At 62.8% G+C, this 17,216-nt stretch carries 13 protein-coding genes and 2 pseudogenes; 12 read left to right on the forward strand and 3 right to left on the reverse strand.

The genetic code is table 11. From position 1 onward, the window contains the following. Window positions 1-10: 10 nt before the first annotated feature. From ACQ4MM_RS11300 to clpB, 6 genes are all read left to right on the forward strand, one after another. On the forward strand, window positions 11-2,374 hold the full coding sequence (locus ACQ4MM_RS11300; RefSeq protein WP_431477451.1) for a bifunctional acetate--CoA ligase family protein/GNAT family N-acetyltransferase: 2,364 nt from the start codon (window positions 11-13) through the stop codon (window positions 2,372-2,374). A 105-nt stretch (window positions 2,375-2,479) separates the two neighbouring features. Continuing rightward, the gene (locus ACQ4MM_RS11305; protein ID WP_431477452.1) at window positions 2,480-3,151 is read left to right on the forward strand and encodes a hemerythrin domain-containing protein; all 672 of its coding nucleotides are present in this window, start codon (window positions 2,480-2,482) and stop codon (window positions 3,149-3,151) included. Window positions 3,152-3,231: 80 nt separating this feature from the next. Further along, the gene (locus ACQ4MM_RS11310) at window positions 3,232-5,622 is read left to right on the forward strand and encodes a DUF349 domain-containing protein (protein ID WP_431477453.1); all 2,391 of its coding nucleotides are present in this window, start codon (window positions 3,232-3,234) and stop codon (window positions 5,620-5,622) included. A gap of 17 nt (window positions 5,623-5,639) precedes the next feature. Next, entirely contained in the window at window positions 5,640-5,786 is a 147-nt protein-coding gene (locus ACQ4MM_RS11315) for a hypothetical protein (protein ID WP_431477454.1), read from the forward strand. Next, window positions 5,783-6,235 carry a molybdenum cofactor biosynthesis protein MoaE gene (locus tag ACQ4MM_RS11320; protein ID WP_431477455.1) on the forward strand — a complete coding sequence of 151 codons (453 nt, stop codon included), beginning with the start codon at window positions 5,783-5,785 and terminating at the stop codon, window positions 6,233-6,235. The genes ACQ4MM_RS11315 and ACQ4MM_RS11320 overlap by 4 nt, the downstream gene beginning before the upstream one ends. A gap of 68 nt (window positions 6,236-6,303) precedes the next feature. Next, window positions 6,304-8,886 (forward strand): ATP-dependent chaperone ClpB, encoded by a 2,583-nt coding sequence (gene clpB / locus ACQ4MM_RS11325; RefSeq protein WP_431477456.1) that lies wholly within the window; start codon window positions 6,304-6,306, stop codon window positions 8,884-8,886. 2 nt (window positions 8,887-8,888) lie between these two features. Here the strand turns inward: clpB and ACQ4MM_RS11330 are convergent, their stop codons facing one another. Then, window positions 8,889-9,404, reverse strand: a complete 516-nt coding sequence (locus tag ACQ4MM_RS11330; RefSeq protein ID WP_431477457.1) for a hypothetical protein — start codon at window positions 9,402-9,404, stop codon at window positions 8,889-8,891. A 47-nt stretch (window positions 9,405-9,451) separates the two neighbouring features. Between ACQ4MM_RS11330 and ACQ4MM_RS11335 the strand changes: the two are divergent. Beyond that, window positions 9,452-10,031 (forward strand): annotated as a pseudogene (locus ACQ4MM_RS11335) (HD domain-containing protein). A 68-nt stretch (window positions 10,032-10,099) separates the two neighbouring features. Here the strand turns inward: ACQ4MM_RS11335 and ACQ4MM_RS11340 are convergent. Beyond that, a complete protein-coding gene (locus ACQ4MM_RS11340) occupies window positions 10,100-10,894 on the reverse strand; it encodes an AraC family transcriptional regulator (protein ID WP_431477458.1) in 795 nt (264 codons plus the stop codon). Between the two features lie 99 nt (window positions 10,895-10,993). Here ACQ4MM_RS11340 and ACQ4MM_RS11345 point away from each other — a divergent pair, with 99 nt between their 5' ends. The 3 genes and pseudogenes from ACQ4MM_RS11345 (at window position 10,994) to aceA (ending at window position 14,435) form a co-directional block, all read left to right on the forward strand. Then, a complete protein-coding gene (locus ACQ4MM_RS11345; protein WP_431477459.1) occupies window positions 10,994-12,202 on the forward strand; it encodes an MFS transporter in 1,209 nt (402 codons plus the stop codon). Window positions 12,203-12,389: 187 nt separating this feature from the next. Beyond that, a complete protein-coding gene (rraA, locus tag ACQ4MM_RS11350) occupies window positions 12,390-12,884 on the forward strand; it encodes a ribonuclease E activity regulator RraA (RefSeq protein ID WP_431477460.1) in 495 nt (164 codons plus the stop codon). A gap of 248 nt (window positions 12,885-13,132) precedes the next feature. Further along, a pseudogene (gene aceA, locus ACQ4MM_RS11355) lies at window positions 13,133-14,435 on the forward strand (isocitrate lyase). On the opposite strand, the gene ACQ4MM_RS11360 reads toward aceA, so the two are convergent. Further along, window positions 14,432-14,890: a GNAT family N-acetyltransferase gene (locus ACQ4MM_RS11360; protein ID WP_431477461.1), complete on the reverse strand. Its 459-nt coding sequence runs from the start codon at window positions 14,888-14,890 to the stop codon at window positions 14,432-14,434. The pseudogene aceA and the gene ACQ4MM_RS11360 overlap by 4 nt on opposite strands. 69 nt (window positions 14,891-14,959) lie before the next feature. Here ACQ4MM_RS11360 and ACQ4MM_RS11365 point away from each other — a divergent pair, with 69 nt between their 5' ends. Beyond that, window positions 14,960-15,880, forward strand: a complete 921-nt coding sequence (locus ACQ4MM_RS11365; protein WP_431477462.1) for a 23S rRNA (adenine(2030)-N(6))-methyltransferase RlmJ — start codon at window positions 14,960-14,962, stop codon at window positions 15,878-15,880. A gap of 67 nt (window positions 15,881-15,947) precedes the next feature. Then, window positions 15,948-17,216, forward strand: coding sequence for an EAL and HDOD domain-containing protein (locus ACQ4MM_RS11370; RefSeq protein ID WP_431477463.1), 1,269 nt, complete (start codon window positions 15,948-15,950; stop codon window positions 17,214-17,216).

Below are 17,216 nucleotides of genomic sequence, written 5' to 3' on the forward strand. Positions count from 1 at the left end.
GAGAGCCGCCATGAGCATCAGGAATATGGACAGCCTGTTCGAGCCCGGCTCGGTGGCCATCATCGGCGCCTCGCTGCGGCCCGACCGCATGGGCACCCAGGTCATGAACAATATGGCGGAAAGCGGCTTTGCCGGCGCGATCTGGCCGGTCAATCCGAAATACGAGCAGTTGCGCGGCATTCCGTGCTACGCGCGGCTGTCGGCCTTGCCGCGCGCACCGGACCTGGCCATCATTTGCACGCCGCCCGATACGGTAGCGGCCCTGATTGCGGACCTGGGCGCCCGCGGCACGCGCGGCGCCATCGTCCTGACTCCGGTCAGCGACTCCGTGCGCCAGCAGATCATGCGCGCCGCACGCCCGCACCTGTTGCGCATCCTGGGGCCGGGCGGCATCGGCCTGGTGGCGCCGCTGGCCGGATTGAACGCCAGCGCCGCCCATGCCGGCGCCAAGCCTGGCAAAACGGCCTTCATTTCGCAATCGGCGACCGTGATGACGGCGGTGCTGGACTGGGCGCAGCAGCACGGCATCGGCTTCTCGCGCGTGGTGTCGGTAGTGGAGGGCGGCGACATCGACCTGGGCGACATGCTGGACTACCTGGCGGAAGACGACGACACCAGCGCCATCATCATGCACCTGGAATCGGTGACTTGCGCCCGCAAGTTCATTTCCGCCGCCCGCCTGGCCGCGCGCAGCAAGCCGGTGGTCGTGCTGAAGGCTGGCCGCAGCGGCGACGACAAGGTCTACGACGCCGTGATCCACCGCGCCGGCATGCTGCGCGTGTACTCATCGGCCGACCTGTTCGACGCGGTGGAAACGGTGGCGCGCGCAAGGCCCACGCGCGGTACGCGCCTGGCCATCATGAGCAATGGCAGCGGCACCGGCAAGCTCGCGGCCGATGCCCTGCAATACGTGCACGGCAAACTGGCGCAATTCTCGCCCGACACCGGCAAGCGCTTGCGCAACGAGCTGCCGCCGGGGCTGTTGCTGGCCAATCCGATCGACATTGGCGGCGAAGCCAGTGCCGAGCGCCATGTCGCCGTGGCGAGCGCTTTGCTGGCCGATCCTGGCGCCGATGCGCTGCTGATCGTGCACGCGCCATCGTCGGCCGCAGCCAGCACCGGCGTGGCGCAGGCTCTGGCACCGATGCTGCGCCAGAGCGGCCGCAGCGTGCTGTCCTGCTGGCTGGGCGGCGCCTCGGTGGCGGGGGCACGGCAGGTATTTGCCGATGCCGGCCTGCCAAGCTACGACACGCCGGAAAAAGCGGTGCGTGCCTACAGCCAGGTGGTGCAGTACTCGCGCAACCAGGCCTTGCTGATTGAAGTGCCGGGCCAGGTGCCCGCGCATTCGGTACCGGAGCGCCAGTCCGCGCGCAACCTGGTGCAAGCCGCGCGCGCTGCCGGCCGGGCCGAACTGGTGCAAGCCGACCTTGCAGCGGTGCTGGCGGCCTACGGCCTGCCGTTGGCCAGCGAGCCGGCCGGCGGCAATGTGCAGCAGCTCCGCCTGGCCATGCAGGTCGATCCGGTGTTCGGTCCCGCCATCAGTGTCGGCCTGGGTGGCAGCGCCGGCCGCGTGGTGGACGACCGCGCCGTCGGCCTGCCACCCTTGAACACCGTGCTGGCGCGCGACATGCTCAGGCGTACCGGCGTCGGCCGCGCCCTGGTCGAGGAGCGCGAGATCCTGTGCGGCGCGCTGGTGCACGTGGCCGAACTGGTGGCCGACATCGGCGAAATCGCCGCGCTGGAAATCGATCCTGTTACCGTGGTGGACGGTGTGTTGCAAGTGCACGGCGCGCGCGCCACGCTCGGCCCGCGGCGCGCCGAAAGCAGCATGGCGATCCGACCCTATCCGCAGGAACTGGAGCAGGAAATCCAGTGGCAAGGCGCGCCCCTGCTGTTGCGCCCGATCCGCCCGGAAGATGCGCCAGCCCATGTGCGCTTCTTCAGCCGGCTTGACCCCGACGACGTGCGCCTGCGCTTCTTCTCGGCGATGAAGGAATTGCCGCCGACCCAGCTCGCGCGCCTGACCCAGATCGACTACGACCGCGCCATGGCTTTCATCGCGACCCGCAGCGGCGCCGATGGCCAGCCGGAAACGCTGGGCGTGGTACGGGCGGTGGCCGACCCGGACAACCAAAAAGCCGAGTTCGCGATCATCGTACGTTCCGATCTGAAAGGCAAAGGATTGGGAAATATCCTGTTCCAGAAATTACTTGACTATTTCGGCAGCCGCGGGACGCGTGAAATCACAGGCGAAGCATTGTCGGAAAATATCGGAATGCAACAACTGATGCGAAGATTTGGCGGAACCGTGACGGCGTCGCAAGAAGCTGGTATGGTTGATCTTCGCCTTGCGCTGGATTTGAAAACCTCCTAAATTGGGGTGGGCGCGCGACGTTACATTGATATACGTCAAAGCGAACCTGTCGGGCTAATTTACACTTGTACTTCCGTTTCCGCGTAGCGATATTTGGGAGCAAGAATGTTAACGGCCACATATACATTAGTTGCGCTATCCGTTGAACAGGCTAACGTGCGCCTTAGCCTGCTGTCGTTTCAAAAATACGTGCAATCGACGCTGTTGCGACAACAGCGCCTGACACTGTCCCAGCTTGAATATGCTTGCGAAACCCTGGAGCGCCTGTACCAGGCCTGCCATTGGCGCAAGATCGAGCTGTACCTGATTCCCGCGCTGCAAAATGCGACGGAACAAGCCAACCAGTTGCTGGACGAGCTGAGCCGATTGAACCAGTCTGCCTTGTCGGTGATCCGGCAGTTGCAGGCGGAACTCGATACGGCGGTGGAATGCAGCGAACAGCAAGTGACGGAGATTTGCCAATCGATCGAGACTTTCTGCACGGTGCTGCTGCAGCGCCTGGAGAAAGAGGAAAAGGAACTGTTCGCGATTGCCCGTGCCACCATCGGTGGCGAAGCATGGTTCGATATCGCCAACAAGTTCCTGGCCCATGACGCTCAAGTGGTGGAAGCGCGCCGCGTGCCGGCCTCCGCCGAAAAAGACAGGAAAGCCTTGTCGCAAGCCAAGCAGGTGCATGCCTCCCTGCGGGAAGAAGACGAGGTCGTGGTTCCTGTGCCGAAGCTGCGCTACCACCGGCGCACGCGTTCGGCCCATCGCGCCGCTGCGGATACGGCCTGAACACTCCGTGCCTGCATTCGCCGCCCGTGCCGGGCGGCGCTGCGCTATGATGGTGGTTTTGATCCATTCATAGCACAACTATGTTTGAGTTCCTTTTCAAGCAGCAGGCCAGCCAGGCCAGCGTTTCCGGCCAGCCGAGCTCAGGCGGGTCGCAGGCGCCGCTTGGCACTCCCGCAGAACGCCGCTCGGCGCAAGCCGAGCTGGCCCGCAATCTCGCGGGCGACGAGGCCGCTGCGGTTGAGCTCATCCTGAACAGTGAATTTGCCGACGTGCGGCTGTCGGCTGCCGAGCATGTCATTTCCCAGGATGCGCTGGAAAAAGTGCAGCATGCGGTGCGCAACTCGGACCGGCGGGTGGCCAAGCTGGTGCAGGGGCGGCTGGACGCGATCCGGCATGTGCAGGCTGAGCAGAAGCAGGCCCAGGCCTGTATTGCTCTGGCGCAGCGATTGTTGGCGGACGAAAAGCTAACCCCCAACCTGGTAGCTGACCTGGACCGCCAATGGAAGGTGGTCGACGCGGCGCCGACCGCGGCGGCTGAATTCGCCCATGTGCGCAACGCGCTGGCTGAGCGGCTGGAAGCCCAGGTTTCGCTGCAGCGCGCCATGATCGATGCGCTGGCAGCCTTGCGCCAGCAGCCTGATGCTGGCGAATTCGAGCGCCTGGCCAGCGAACATGCGGCCCATCTGGCCTCGCCTGAGCGCGGATCGCTGCCGCGCCAACTGCTGAGCGATTTCGATGCCACGCTGGCCGCCAGGCGCGCTGCGCAGCAGCCGGCAGCGAACGCCTCGCCTGTGCTGACGCCGGCGCCGGCCGCGCCGGCCGTGGCACTGGATGGCGCAGCGGCGCCGGTGGCCAGCGCCGCGCCGCCATCCGAAGGCGACGTGGTCATGCGGGCCGACGGCTACGCTGCCGCTGCCGCCCGCCCGCCGCGCCCGCAGAAAGAAAAACACAAGCCATCGCCTGCCGAGCAGGAAGCCAACCGCCACTTCATGGATCTGCTGGACGCGATGGAGGCGGCGCTGTCGCAGGGCCAGCTGCACATCGCCGCCGAGCATGATAAAGCGCTCAAAGACAGCAAAACCGGGCGCCTCTCGCCAGCCCAGGCCGAGCGCCTGGCCCACGTGCGGGCCGACCTGAAGCGGCTGAGCGATTGGGCGCGCTGGGGCGGCAACGTGTCGCGCGAAGAACTGGTGCACGCCGTCGAAAGCCTGCCGGCCGAAGCGCTTGGCATGAGCGAGCTGGCCAAGAAGGTCGGCAGCATGCGCGAACGCTGGAAAGCGCTGGACGGGGTGTCCGGCGCCGCGCCCAAATCGCTGTGGGAAAAGTTCGATGCCGCCTGCACCGCCGCATACGCGCCGGCCGCCGCCCACTTCAAGCACCTGGCCGACGAACGGCACGCCAATGCGGCAAAAGCGCAACAACTGGTCGATGAGGCGAATGCCCTGATTGCCCGGGACGCCGCCCAGCTGGAAGCAGCCGGCGGCGCCCAGGTCGACCGTGAAGAATCCGCCTCCGGCAACCTGCCACACACGCACGACTGGCGCACTTTGGCATCTTCGACCCAGCGCCTGCGCCAGGCCTGGAGCCGTCTCGGCACCATCGACCGCAAGGACAAGAAGCGCCTGGACGGCGCCTTCAGCAAGGCGATGGATGCGCTGTTGGCGCCGCTCGACTCGCAGCGCAAGATCGAAGTGGCGCGCCGCGAACAACTGATTGAGGAAGTCGGCAAACTCAATCCGCTGGAGCGCCATACGATCGACACACTGCGCCGCCTGCAGGAATCCTGGCAGGGCCACGCCCGCGCCTTGCCGCTGGAGCGCAAGACCGAGCAGGCGCTGTGGCAGAAATTCCGTGCCGCCTGCGACCAGATTTTCGCCAGGCGCAAGGAACACGCGCACGCAGCCGATCATGAACGCAAGGCCCACCTGCATGCGCGCGAAGCGATTTGCGCCAGCCTGGAATCGGCCACCTTCGAAGGCGACGACAAGGCCGCGCTGGCCGCCATCGGCAAGACGCTGAAAGACGCCGCCGCCGCATGGCATGGCTCAGGCGTGGTGCCGCGCGCCAGCGAGCAGAAGATCGACCAGCGCTACCGCGCCGCCGTCGGCGCCCTGCAATCGCAGGCAGACGCCATCCGCAAGCGCGCCGGCGCAGCCCAGGCCAACGCCCTGCGTGAAAAACTGCGCCAGGTGCAGGCACTGGAAAGTGCGCTGGCAGAAGCCGGCGAAATCGATAGCGCCGGCTGGAGCAGCCGCTGGCAAGCCCTGTCGGCCTTGCCGGCCGAGCAGGAGCGCACCCTGCGCACCCCGCTTCGACGCCGCACTGAAAGCCGCAGGGGGGCGGCGCCACGGCGCGTGCCGCCTACGCCGGCCAACTGGAAACCAACCGTCAACGCCTGCTGTCCGAAGTGCTGCGCCTCGAAATCGTGGCCGGGATCGACAGCGGTGCCGAATTTGCGAAAGACCGATTGAAAATGCAGGTAGAAGTGTTGCAATCCTCCCTCAAGTCCGGCCAGAAGCCGGCCAGCCACGCCGCCCAGTTCCTTGCCTTGTGTGCCATGCCCGCATTGGTGGACGCAGCCACTGCCAGCCGCATCGAGCAGTTGTTCCGCAAGATTGGCGCGGAGGGGAAATGACCGAAGTACGCATTCAAACAGAAGACTTCGACCTGTCGCAAGAAGTGGCGCAACTGCGCGCCGGCAATGCCAAAGTCGGTGGCATCGTCAGCTTTGTCGGGACGGTGCGCGACCTCAATGAGGGCGCCGCCGTTGCCGAAATGGAGCTCGAGCATTACCCCGGCATGACCGAGCAGTCGATCCAGGCCATCATCGACCAGGCCAAGGAGCGCTGGCCGATCTATGGCGCCCTGGTGATTCACCGTGTCGGACCGCTCAAGCCCATGGACCAGATCGTGCTGGTGGCGGTCACGTCGCCGCACCGTGGCGAGGCATTCTCGGCTTGTGAATTTATCATCGACTACCTCAAGACCGAGGCGCCGTTCTGGAAGAAGGAACAGATGCCAGAGGGCGCCCGCTGGGTAGACGCGCGCAGCAGTGATGACGAGGCTTTGCGAAAATGGACCTGAATGGCGGGTCTTGAAAACTGTCAACGCGCCCTTAGATTGTCGTTGACAATTCATCAGGAGCGTTCGAAATGCGCCAAGACAAACTTACAACAAAACTGCAAGAAGCACTCGCCGATGCCCAGAGCCTGGCCGTCGGCAACGACAACCAATACATCGAACCGGCGCACCTTCTGCTGGCCTTGTTGAACCAGGAAGACGGCGGCGCGCGTTCGCTGCTGCAGCGCGCCGGCGTGAATGTCGGCGGCCTGGCGCAGGCGTTGAAGCATGCACTGGAGCGCATGCCGAAGGTGTCCGGTGGCGACGTCACGGTCAGCCGTGAATTCGTCAATATGCTGAACCAGGCCGACCGCGAAACCCAGAAGCGCGGCGACCAGTTCGTCTCCAGCGAAATGGTGTTGCTGGCGGTTGCCGACGATAAGGGCGACGCGGGCAAGCTGGCACGCGAGAACGGCTTGCAGCGCAAGGCGCTGGAAACCGCCATCGACGCCGTGCGCGGCGGCGCCAAGGTCGATTCGCAGGAAGCGGAAGGCCAGCGCGAGGCCCTTAAGAAATACACCCTCGACCTGACCGAGCGCGCCCGCATGGGCAAGCTGGACCCCGTGATCGGCCGCGACGATGAAATCCGCCGCGCCATTCAGGTGCTGCAGCGCCGTACCAAGAACAATCCTGTGCTGATCGGCGAACCGGGTGTCGGCAAGACCGCCATCGTGGAAGGCCTGGCGCAGCGCATCGTCAACAATGAAGTGCCGGATTCCCTGCGCGGCAAGCGCGTGCTGTCGCTCGACATGGCGGCGCTGCTGGCCGGCGCCAAGTATCGCGGTGAATTCGAGGAACGCCTGAAATCCGTGCTGAAGGAGCTGGCGCAGGACGAAGGCCAGACCATCGTGTTCATCGACGAACTGCACACCATGGTCGGTGCCGGCAAGGCGGAAGGCGCAATGGACGCCGGCAATATGCTGAAACCTGCGCTGGCGCGCGGCGAGCTGCATTGCCTCGGCGCGACCACCCTGGACGAGTACCGCAAATACATCGAGAAGGATGCCGCGCTGGAGCGCCGCTTCCAGAAAATCCTGGTCGACGAGCCAAGCGTGGAAGCGACCATTGCCATCCTGCGCGGCCTGCAGGACAAGTACGAACTGCACCACAAGGTGGAGATCACCGATCCCGCGATCATCGCGGCGGCGGAGTTGTCGCACCGCTACATCACCGACCGCTTCCTGCCCGACAAGGCGATTGACCTGATCGACGAAGCCGCGTCGAAGATCAAGATCGAGATCGACTCCAAGCCGGAGGTGATGGACAAGCTCGAACGGCGCCTGATCCAGCTCAAGATCGAGAAGGAGGCCGTCAAGCGCGAGAAGGATGAAGCCTCGCGTGCCCGCCTGCAGTTGCTGGACGATGAAATCGCCAAGCTGCAACGCGAGTACAACGATTACGAGGAAGTGCTGAAGGCCGAAAAAGCCAACGTGCAGGGCACCACCCACATCAAGGAAGAAATCGAGCGTATCAAGCAACAGATGGAAGAGGCGACCCGCGCTTCCAACTGGCAGCGCGTGTCCGAACTCCAGTACGGCAAGCTGCCGGAACTGGAAGCGCAGCTGAAGCATGCCGAAGCTGCCGGCGCCGCCGAACAGCCTGGCGACAAGCCGAAACTGCTGCGTACCCAGGTTGGCGCCGAAGAAATCGCCGAAGTGGTGTCGCGCGCGACCGGCATTCCGGTCTCGCGCATGATGCAGGGCGAGCGCGACAAGCTGCTGCACATCGAAGAGAAACTGCACGAGCGCGTAGTGGGGCAGGACGAAGCGATCAACGCCGTGGCCGATGCCATCCGACGCTCGCGAGCCGGCTTGTCGGACCCGAACCGCCCGTATGGCTCCTTCATGTTCCTGGGCCCGACCGGTGTCGGTAAGACGGAACTGACCAAGGCGCTGGCGAACTTCCTGTTCGATTCAGAAGAATCGCTGATCCGCATCGACATGAGTGAATTCATGGAGAAGCACTCGGTCGCCCGCCTGATTGGCGCGCCGCCGGGCTATGTCGGCTATGACGAGGGCGGCTACCTGACGGAAGCTGTGCGCCGCAAGCCATACAGCGTGATCCTGCTGGACGAGATCGAGAAAGCCCACCCGGACGTGTTCAACGTGCTGCTGCAAGTGCTGGACGATGGCCGCATGACGGACGGGCAGGGCCGCACAGTGGACTTCAAGAACACGGTGGTGATCATGACCTCGAACCTGGGCTCGCAGAAGATCCAGTCGCTCGAGGACGCCGATCCGGCCGTGGTGAAGCTGGCGGTGATGGCCGAAGTGCGCGGCCATTTCCGCCCGGAGTTCATCAACCGTATCGACGAGATCGTGGTGTTCCACGGCCTGGACGACAAGCATATCGGCTCGATTGCCCGCATCCAGCTGCAGATTCTGGAGCAGCGCCTGAAACGCATGGACATGGGCATGGAGGTGACCGAAGCCGCGCTGCAGAAGATCGCCGAGGCGGGCTACGACCCGGTGTATGGTGCACGTCCGCTGAAACGCGCGGTGCAGCAGCAGATCGAGAATCCGCTGTCGAAGCTGATCCTGGAAGGCCGCTTCGGCCCGAAAGACACGATCCGCATCGATGCCGACGGCCACGAGCTGGCCTTCCGCAAGGCTTGAATTCAACGGCAAGGCGCCCGGCAGTCAACTCGCTGCCGGCGCCTGACTTCTCCGGTGGCAGCCCAAATGTGTTCTTCGAAACAGCTGCCCTCGACCTTCACCCTGCGGATGACCCAGCCGTCGGGGCGCGCCCATTGACAGACGGTCTCCTCGTGCTGGCGCGCGCCGGGTGCCTGGGCATTCGCATTGCCGATCAAGCTGAACGTGCTGACGCTGCGCAAACCGAATAACTCCACTGGTACCCAACGGTAAGCCCGCTTGTCGCCGGGGGCGATGAAACGGACCAGGACATCGCCCGATTTGCAGATCGTGGCGGACGTCTGCACATTGAATTCGTTCAGGACGCCGGCGAAGGGCGCTTCGATGCAACTGATGTTCTTGGTCCAGAGTGCGACTTGACTGTTGCCGTCGCGCGACCTGAGATAATCGTTGACGATGGGGATAAGGGCAACGGCCAGTCCCGGATAGACCAGCAGCCATTGCCACCATTTTGAGGGCCATTGAAAACCTGATGACATACAACCTCCAAATTGCGTAAACTCGTGCCTCTGGATAGGAGCACTGCATGAAAGAGTCAACGTTGGCGGGCCGATTGGAGTTCCTGCGTGAGGCGGAGCGGCTGAAGAGCGTCCTGCGCAGTGGTTTTACCTCGACCGGACGGCCGGAAAGCACCGCCGAGCATAGCTGGCGGCTGGCGCTGATGGCGCTGGTGTTCGCCGACGAATTGCCCGGCCTGGACCCTCGCCCGCATGCTGAAGCTGTGCATCGTGCACGACCTCGGCGAGGCGATTCATGGCGACATCCCAGCCATCCACCAGCACGCCCATCCAGGCAAATCGGCGCAAGAGCGCGAAGACTTGCACGTCTTGACGCGCGAGCTCGACCCGCCTTTGCGCGTGGAGATCATCGCTCTGTGGGACGAGTACGAAGCCGCCGCCACGCCAGAAGCCCAGGCGGTGAAAGCCTTCGACAAACTGGAGACAATCCTCCAGCACAACCAGGGCGACAATCCGCCCGATTTCGACTACGCCTTCAACCTGGGGTACGGCCGCAAACATACTGCCACGGCACCATTATTCGTGAGGCTGCGTGAAATGCTCGACGCCGAAACAAGCCGGCGCCACCAGGCCGCGCCTCCGAAATGAGTGTATGCAGCGCGCACGCAGGCAGGCAAGCGCGGCCGAGATGCAATCACGCGCGGGTTTGATCTAAATCAGATGCGGGTGTTGAAGAACTCGGTAGGCGGACAGCCGAAGGTCTTGCGGAACATGGCGGTAAATGCGGACTGGCTGGCGTAGCCGAGGGCATCGGCCACCTGCGACAAGGGCATGCCGCCGGAGATCATCGGTGCCGCATGCGCCAGGCGGGCCTGCTGGCGCCACTGGCCAAAGCTCATGCCCAATTCCTTCTCAAACAGGCGCGCCAGCGTGCGTTCCGATGCCCCGGCCGTGCTGGCCCATTCTTCCAAAGTGTGCGTTGCGCCCGGATCGGCCAGCAAGGCATCGCACAGGCTCTTCAGGCGCTTGTCGCGTGGCATCGGGACGCGGATCGGCCGTGTCGCCAGGTGCGGCAGTTCATCGAGAATCAGATTGCTGATCAATTGCGAGCGGTGGGTCGGTACCTCGGGATCTTCCAGCTCCAGCGCCATGACCAGTTCGCGCAGCAGCGGTGAAACTTCGAGCACCTTGCACGGCTCGCTGGGGAAAGGATCGAAGGACGACACAACATAGACTGGGCGCAGGCGCGCAGTCGCGATCACGCTCAGCGAATGCTCGACGTTGGCCGCGGTCCAGATCGCGCGCTGGGGCGGAACGATCCAGCTGCTGCCCATTGCGTTGACCCGGATGGTCCCTTCCAGCGCCAGAGTCAACTGGGCGCAATCATGGGTATGCGCCTGCAGGGTTCGCTCGCTGACCAGGTCACGAGCAATCATGGTGACTGGCTGCACGGCGGTCGGCTCGCGGCGGCTTTCATGCGGGCCGGTGTGGGTGACGATCTGGACTGGCATGGGATGGCAGTTTTGCGATAAATGATGACATCCTAGCTCAAAACAGACGCCCCAGGTTTTTCTAAAATGTTTCCATTCTTTATACGAATGGGGCAGTCAATGGATAATCAAACCTTACGCACGGACGCCCGCGTGATCGGCCTGGTCGGGCTGGCGCACGGCGTTTCGCACTTCTACCACCTGATCCTGGCCGCGCTATTTCCCTGGCTGAAGACAGCGTTTGGCTTGAGCTACTCCGAACTGGCCTTGCTGATGACGGTGTTCTTTGTGGTTTCCGGCATTGGCCAGGCCATGGCCGGCTTCGTGGTGGACAAGGTTGGCGCGCGCCGCGTGCTGTTCTCCGGCATGGCGATGCTGGGCGTATCGGCGCTGGTGCTGTCGAATGCGCAGAATTATGCGGGCCTGGTGGTTGGAGCGCTGATGGCGGGCATGGGCAACAGCATCTTCCACCCGGCGGACTACACGATCCTGAACCAGCGCGTATCGCGCGACCGGATGGCGCTTGGCTTTTCGGTGCATGGCGTCAGCGGAAGCATTGGCTGGGCCGCGGCGCCGCTGTTCCTGACCGGCGTGGCCAGCACCACTGATTGGCGCACGGCCTTGTTGTCCGCAGCTGCGCTGCCAGCGATTGTGCTGGCGATCCTGTGGTGGAACCGCGAGGCGCTGCGTCCCGATCCGATCGTCCAGCATGCGGCCGGTGCGCAGCAGGGCGGTTCGCTTGATTTCCTGCGCCTGCCTTCGGTATGGATGTGCTTTGGATTCTTCTTCCTGACCGCGCTGGCGCTGGGCGGAATCCAGAGTTTCTCGTCGACCGGGCTGGTCAAGCTGTATGGCATGTCGCTGGCGATGGCGACCAGCGCGTTCACCGCGTACATGCTGGCTTCCGCAGCCGGCATGATGCTGGGCGGTTTCCTCGGTGCCGGACGCAAGAACCATGACCGCACGATTGCCGCCGCTTTTGCACTGGCTGCCGTCCTGGCGCTATTGCTTGGCCTGGCCGTGGTGCCAGCCTGGGGCGCCTTGGTGCTGATGGCGCTGGTTGGCTTCTTCTCAGGCATTGCTGGTCCATCGCGCGACTTGATGATCCGCGCAGCCGCGCCGAAGAATGCTACCGGTCGCGTGTACGGCGTGGTGTACTCCGGCCTTGATAGCGGCCTGTCGGTAGGCCCGCTGCTGTTCGGGCTGATGATGGATGCCGGCAAACCACAGTTTGTCTTCGCCGGCATTGCCTTCTTCCTGCTGCTCGCAATTGCCACCGCCACTGGCGTCGGCAGCCGCACCCGCGCCACCGCCCGCGCCGCCGCCTAAAATTCGGCGCCAAAATTCGGTGCCAGGTCTGTCAATTGGACAGGTAGCGCAATCCTTTGATCTAGCTCAATACGTGAAATGAGCCGAATTTGCGTATTGAGCTAGATCAAAGATATTGTGTCTGTGTCCGATTGACAGACCTGGCACCGACTTTTCAGACTTTTGACACGACTTTTTTGGAGATGCTATGAACTTTGCCACGACCGACCTTTGTGATGGCAATCCCGGGATGCTGGATGACGGTAGCCTGCAAGTGCTGCCGCCAGTGTTCCGCCATTTTGGACAACGGGCCCAGTTTGCGGGGCCGGCGGCTACGTTGAAGGTGCATGAAGATAATGCGCTGGTGCGTTCGACCCTGGAAACCCAGGGCGCGGGCAGGGTCCTGGTGGTCGATGGCGGTGGCAGCTTCCGCCGCGCGCTGGTGGGCGGCCAGCTTGGCCTGCTGGCACAGAACAACGGCTGGGCGGGTGTGATCGTTGATGGTTGCGTGCGCGATAGTGCGGAACTGGCGCAGTGCGATGTCGGCATCATGGCCCTGGCCACGCATCCCCAGCGCAGCGCGCGCGATGGCGTCGGCAAGCGCGATGTGAACGTGCAGATCGCCGGCGTCTCGGTCCGTCCCGGTGACTGGATCTATGCGGATGTCGATGGCGTGCTGGTTGCGAGGCAAAAACTTGCTTGATCCTGGTCCGCTTTCCACGATGTGAAAACACTATTTCATGCGATGGAAAGTGCATCCAATCACTCAACCTTGTTTCTCTCGAAAGGAGAAATCACATTCCGTATCATGGAATATTTTTGCTAAGGATTTGATTTTGCGAAAATAAATAGCGCTCATATGTCTTATATAAGACGTGTTGCGCCGGAACAATCCAGCCTAAGATATCTCTAACGGTTTTCGTTTTCTAACGCTTTCGTAGGAGATCAATCATGGCAACTCGCGCCGAACAAATCGCTGCCCTGCAGCACGACTGGGATACCAATCCGCGCTGGAAGGGCGTCACGCGCACTTACACCGCCGAAGACGTGGTGCGCCTGCGCGGTTCGCTGGCTATTGAGCACACCCTGGCCAAGCGCGGCGCGGAAAAGCTGTGGGACCTGCTGAACAATGAGCCTTTCGTCAATGCGTTGGGCGCGCTGACCGGTAACCAGGCCATGCAGCAGGTGAAGGCCGGCTTGAAGGCGATCTACCTGTCCGGCTGGCAGGTGGCGGGCGATTGCCAACATGGCGGGTGAAATGTATCCGGACCAGTCGCTGTATCCGGCCAATTCGGTGCCAATGGTTGTGCGCCGCATTAACAACACCTTCCAGCGTGCCGACCAGATCCAGTGGTCGGAAGGCAAGGACGATATCGATTTCTTCGCGCCTATCGTGGCGGATGCGGAAGCTGGTTTCGGCGGCGTGCTGAACGCCTTCGAACTGATGAAGTCCATGATCGAGGCCGGTGCGTCCGGCGTGCACTTTGAGGACCAACTGGCTTCCGTGAAGAAGTGCGGCCATATGGGCGGCAAGGTGCTGGTGCCCACCCGTGAAGCAGTTGAAAAGCTGACTGCGGCGCGCCTGGCGGCTGACGTGATGGGTACGTCGACCCTGGTCATCGCGCGCACCGATGCCGAGGCGGCCGATTTGCTGACCTCCGATGTGGACCGCAACGACCAGCCGTTCTGCACCGGCGAGCGCACCGTGGAGGGCTTCTACAAAGTCCGTAACGGCCTTGAGCAGTCAATCGCGCGTGCGCTGGCCTATGCTCCTTACGCCGACCTGGTGTGGTGCGAAACCGGCAAGCCGGACCTGGCTTTTGCCAAGGACTTTGCCGAAGCGGTGCATGCCAGGTTTCCGGGCAAGATGCTGGCCTATAACTGCTCGCCGTCGTTCAATTGGAAGAAGAACCTGGATGATGCGACCATTGCCAAGTTCCAGAAAGAGCTGGGCGCGATGGGGTACAAATTCCAGTTCATCACGCTGGCCGGCTTCCACTCGCTGAATTACGGCATGTTCAACCTGGCCCACGGCTATGCACGCCGCCAGATGTCGGCCTTCGTGGAGTTGCAGGAGGCCGAGTTCGCGGCGGCGGCGAAGGGCTTCACCGCCGTCAAGCACCAACGCGAAGTCGGTACCGGCTATTTTGATGCCGTGACCCAGGCTATCCAGCAAGGCCAAAGCTCGACTACCGCACTGCATGGTTCGACTGAAGACGAGCAGTTTTTCGACGAAAATAAGAAGGTCGCCTAACCGCGCGTCATGAACACGCAGTCCAGCAGAATGCCAGACGGGTGCTGGTACTGCGTGCTTTCCATGGCGCGATAGCCTGCTGCTTCATAGAAGGGCACCGCATTCAGCGCAGCGTAAAGGTGCAGGGCCATTGGCTGCTTGACCATCTGCTCCAAGGCGCGCAGCAGGACCTTGCCGACTCCCTTGCCCGCACATTGTGGGTCAACGAAGACGGCGTCTATCTCGTTACGGTCAAGGTCGAGGATGGCGTAGCCTGCGAGTACGCCATCGATGGTCGCTTTGATGCCGCCACCTTGCGCGAGCAGCGCAGGGTACGTCGCCGGGACCGCTGCTTCGGCCCAGGCATGCAAGGTGGCGGGTTCGTAATGGCCGGCGCATTGCCCGCGGAGCGCGCGCGTGCGGAGGTTCCACAGGGCTGGAATGTCGGTGCTGGTTGCGGGGAGGAGGGTGATCATGCGGCCAGTGTATCGCGGGTCATGACGCGCATGAGATAATGCGGGCAACTCTCATTTTCCGCTTCCCTTATGTTCAGTTACCGCCACGCGTTCCATGCCGGCAATCACGCCGACGTCCTCAAGCATTTCATCCTGGTCCAGGTTCTCGAATACATGAACCAGAAGGACGTCCCTTATACCTATATCGACACCCACGCTGGCGCCGGCGTCTATTCGCTGGACAGCCCACAAGCCACCAAGACCGCTGAATTCGAAACCGGCATCGGCCCATTGTGGGACCGTGACGACTTGCCTGAGCCGCTGGCTGACTACGTCCGACTGATCAAGGACCTCAATCCGAGCGGCAAGCTGCGCTTTTATCCAGGTTCGCCGTATTGCGCCGAAATCGTGGCGCGCGAAGAGGATCGCCTGCGCCTGTTCGAGCTGCACCCGTCGGATGCCAAGATCCTGGCCGACAATTTCTACAAACTGGAGCAGCACCAGGCCGCCAATGGCCGCCGTCCGTCTGCGCGCGGCAAACGCGTGATCGTCAACAAGGCGGACGGCTTCTTCGGCGTGAAAGCGCTGCTGCCGCCGCCATCGCGCCGCGGCGTCGTGCTGTGCGACCCTCCGTACGAGGACAAGCAGGACTACAAAAAGGTCAGCGATATGCTGAACGATGCGCTGAAGCGCTTCCCGACTGGCACCTACGCGGTCTGGTATCCGGTGCTGCAGCGCATTGAAGCGCGCAATTTCGCCGAGCGCCTGAAGCACCTGCCGGCCAAGAATTGGCTGAACGTGACCCTCTGCATCAGCACGCCAACCCCGGACGGTATTGCGCTGCACACCAGCGGCATGTTCCTGCACAATCCGCCGTACACGCTGGAGCCGATGCTGCGCAAGGTGATGCCTTACCTGGTCCAGGTGCTGGGCCGCGATGCCGGTGCCCAGTTCACGCTGGAGAGTGGTGAAGCGACCACAGCCAAGAAAGGTGCGGCGCGCAGCACATAAAAATATTGCCAAGACTGCACTAATGGGTATAGTCTTGTAACCATGTGTTTTAGCAATGGGGAAACCCATGACAGCCGTGGTTGAAAGTGAAGTGCAGATTCCAATGCCGTATGCCAATCAGTTCTTCTTGGCGCGGCAACCTATCCTCAACCGCAGCCAGCGGCTCGTGGCCTACGAGCTGCTCTATCGAAATGCCGAAGTCCACGAAGCCCATGTGACCGATGGCACCCATGCCACTGCCTCCGTGATTGCCCATGCCTCCGAGCTGGGCATGAAGCAGGTCGTGGGCGACCAGCTGGCCTTCGTCAATGTCGATACGACGGGGTTGATGAGCGATTTCATTCATTTCCTGCCGCACGATAAAGTTATCCTCGAAGTGCTGGAGTCGGTGGAGCCGACGCCGGACGTGCTGAAGCGGCTGCTGGAGTTGAAGCAGGCCGGCTACAAGTTCGCCCTCGATGACGTGGCGGGCGAGAGCGAGGCGGTGACGGCTTTGCGTCCGCTGATGGACGTGATCAAGGTCGACATCAAGCAAATCGAGCGCGGCCGTTTGCCCGAGTTGACGCGCTATCTGCGCAATCCGAGCCAGAAGCTGCTGGCCGAGAAGGTTGAGACGGTCGAGGAGTTCCGCGAATGCATGGACCTGGGCTTTGAATACTTCCAGGGCTATTATTTTGCGCGGCCGGTGATCCTGAGCGGGAAGAAGATTACGCCGTCGCAGCTCTCCATCATGCACTTGCTGGACTTGCTGAACCAGGATGCGGACCAGCGCGAGGTGGAGCGCAGCGTCAAGCATGATCCCCTGATTTCCCTGAACCTGCTGCGGCTGGTGAACACGCCGGCGGTGGGGGCGCGTTTCCGCATCAATTCGGTCGGGCATGCCTTGATCGTGCTGGGACGGCGGCAGTTGCAGCGCTGGCTGCAGATCCTGCTGTATGTCAAAGGTTCGGAATTCGACTCGCCGCTGCTGCAGATGGCGACCACGCGCGGCAAGACCATGGAGTTGGTGATGGGCCATCGGCGGCCCTCCGAGAAGGTGGCGGCGGATATTGGCTTCACCGTCGGCATCATGTCGCTGATGGATGCGCTGTTCTCGGTGCGCATGGGCGAGATCCTCGATAGCGTCAATGTGCTGGACGAGGTGCGCGATGCTTTGCTGCATCGTGACGGCGAGCTGGGCCTGGCATTGCGCCTGATCGAGCTGATCGAGCGGGCGCAGGAGGGGCAGGAACTGACCGGCATCCTGCACAAGCTGGATTTGGCGCCCTCGGCGCTGTATGCGCTACAGCGCGAGGCGTTTGAGTGGGTGAATGAATATGCCCACTCAGTGCAATAG

Origin of the sequence: Massilia eburnea (genome assembly GCF_050709955.1) — a bacterium.
Taxonomy (GTDB): domain Bacteria; phylum Pseudomonadota; class Gammaproteobacteria; order Burkholderiales; family Burkholderiaceae_D; genus Rugamonas; species Rugamonas eburnea_A.

Excerpts from the sequence above, each read along its gene's own strand:
- ACQ4MM_RS11305 (WP_431477452.1), top strand. The coding sequence starts at position 2,480 with ATGTTAACGGCCACATATACATTAGTTGCGCTATCCGTTGAACAGGCT.
- ACQ4MM_RS11340 (WP_431477458.1), bottom strand. The coding sequence starts at position 10,894 with ATGCCAGTCCAGATCGTCACCCACACCGGCCCGCATGAAAGCCGCCGC.
- ACQ4MM_RS11300 (WP_431477451.1), top strand. The coding sequence starts at position 11 with ATGAGCATCAGGAATATGGACAGCCTGTTCGAGCCCGGCTCGGTGGCC.
- clpB (WP_431477456.1), top strand. The coding sequence starts at position 6,304 with ATGCGCCAAGACAAACTTACAACAAAACTGCAAGAAGCACTCGCCGAT.
- ACQ4MM_RS11370 (WP_431477463.1), top strand. The coding sequence starts at position 15,948 with ATGACAGCCGTGGTTGAAAGTGAAGTGCAGATTCCAATGCCGTATGCC.
- ACQ4MM_RS11320 (WP_431477455.1), top strand. The coding sequence starts at position 5,783 with ATGACCGAAGTACGCATTCAAACAGAAGACTTCGACCTGTCGCAAGAA.
- ACQ4MM_RS11310 (WP_431477453.1), top strand. The coding sequence starts at position 3,232 with ATGTTTGAGTTCCTTTTCAAGCAGCAGGCCAGCCAGGCCAGCGTTTCC.
- ACQ4MM_RS11365 (WP_431477462.1), top strand. The coding sequence starts at position 14,960 with ATGTTCAGTTACCGCCACGCGTTCCATGCCGGCAATCACGCCGACGTC.
- ACQ4MM_RS11345 (WP_431477459.1), top strand. The coding sequence starts at position 10,994 with ATGGATAATCAAACCTTACGCACGGACGCCCGCGTGATCGGCCTGGTC.
- rraA (WP_431477460.1), top strand. The coding sequence starts at position 12,390 with ATGAACTTTGCCACGACCGACCTTTGTGATGGCAATCCCGGGATGCTG.
- ACQ4MM_RS11360 (WP_431477461.1), bottom strand. The coding sequence starts at position 14,890 with ATGATCACCCTCCTCCCCGCAACCAGCACCGACATTCCAGCCCTGTGG.
- ACQ4MM_RS11330 (WP_431477457.1), bottom strand. The coding sequence starts at position 9,404 with ATGTCATCAGGTTTTCAATGGCCCTCAAAATGGTGGCAATGGCTGCTG.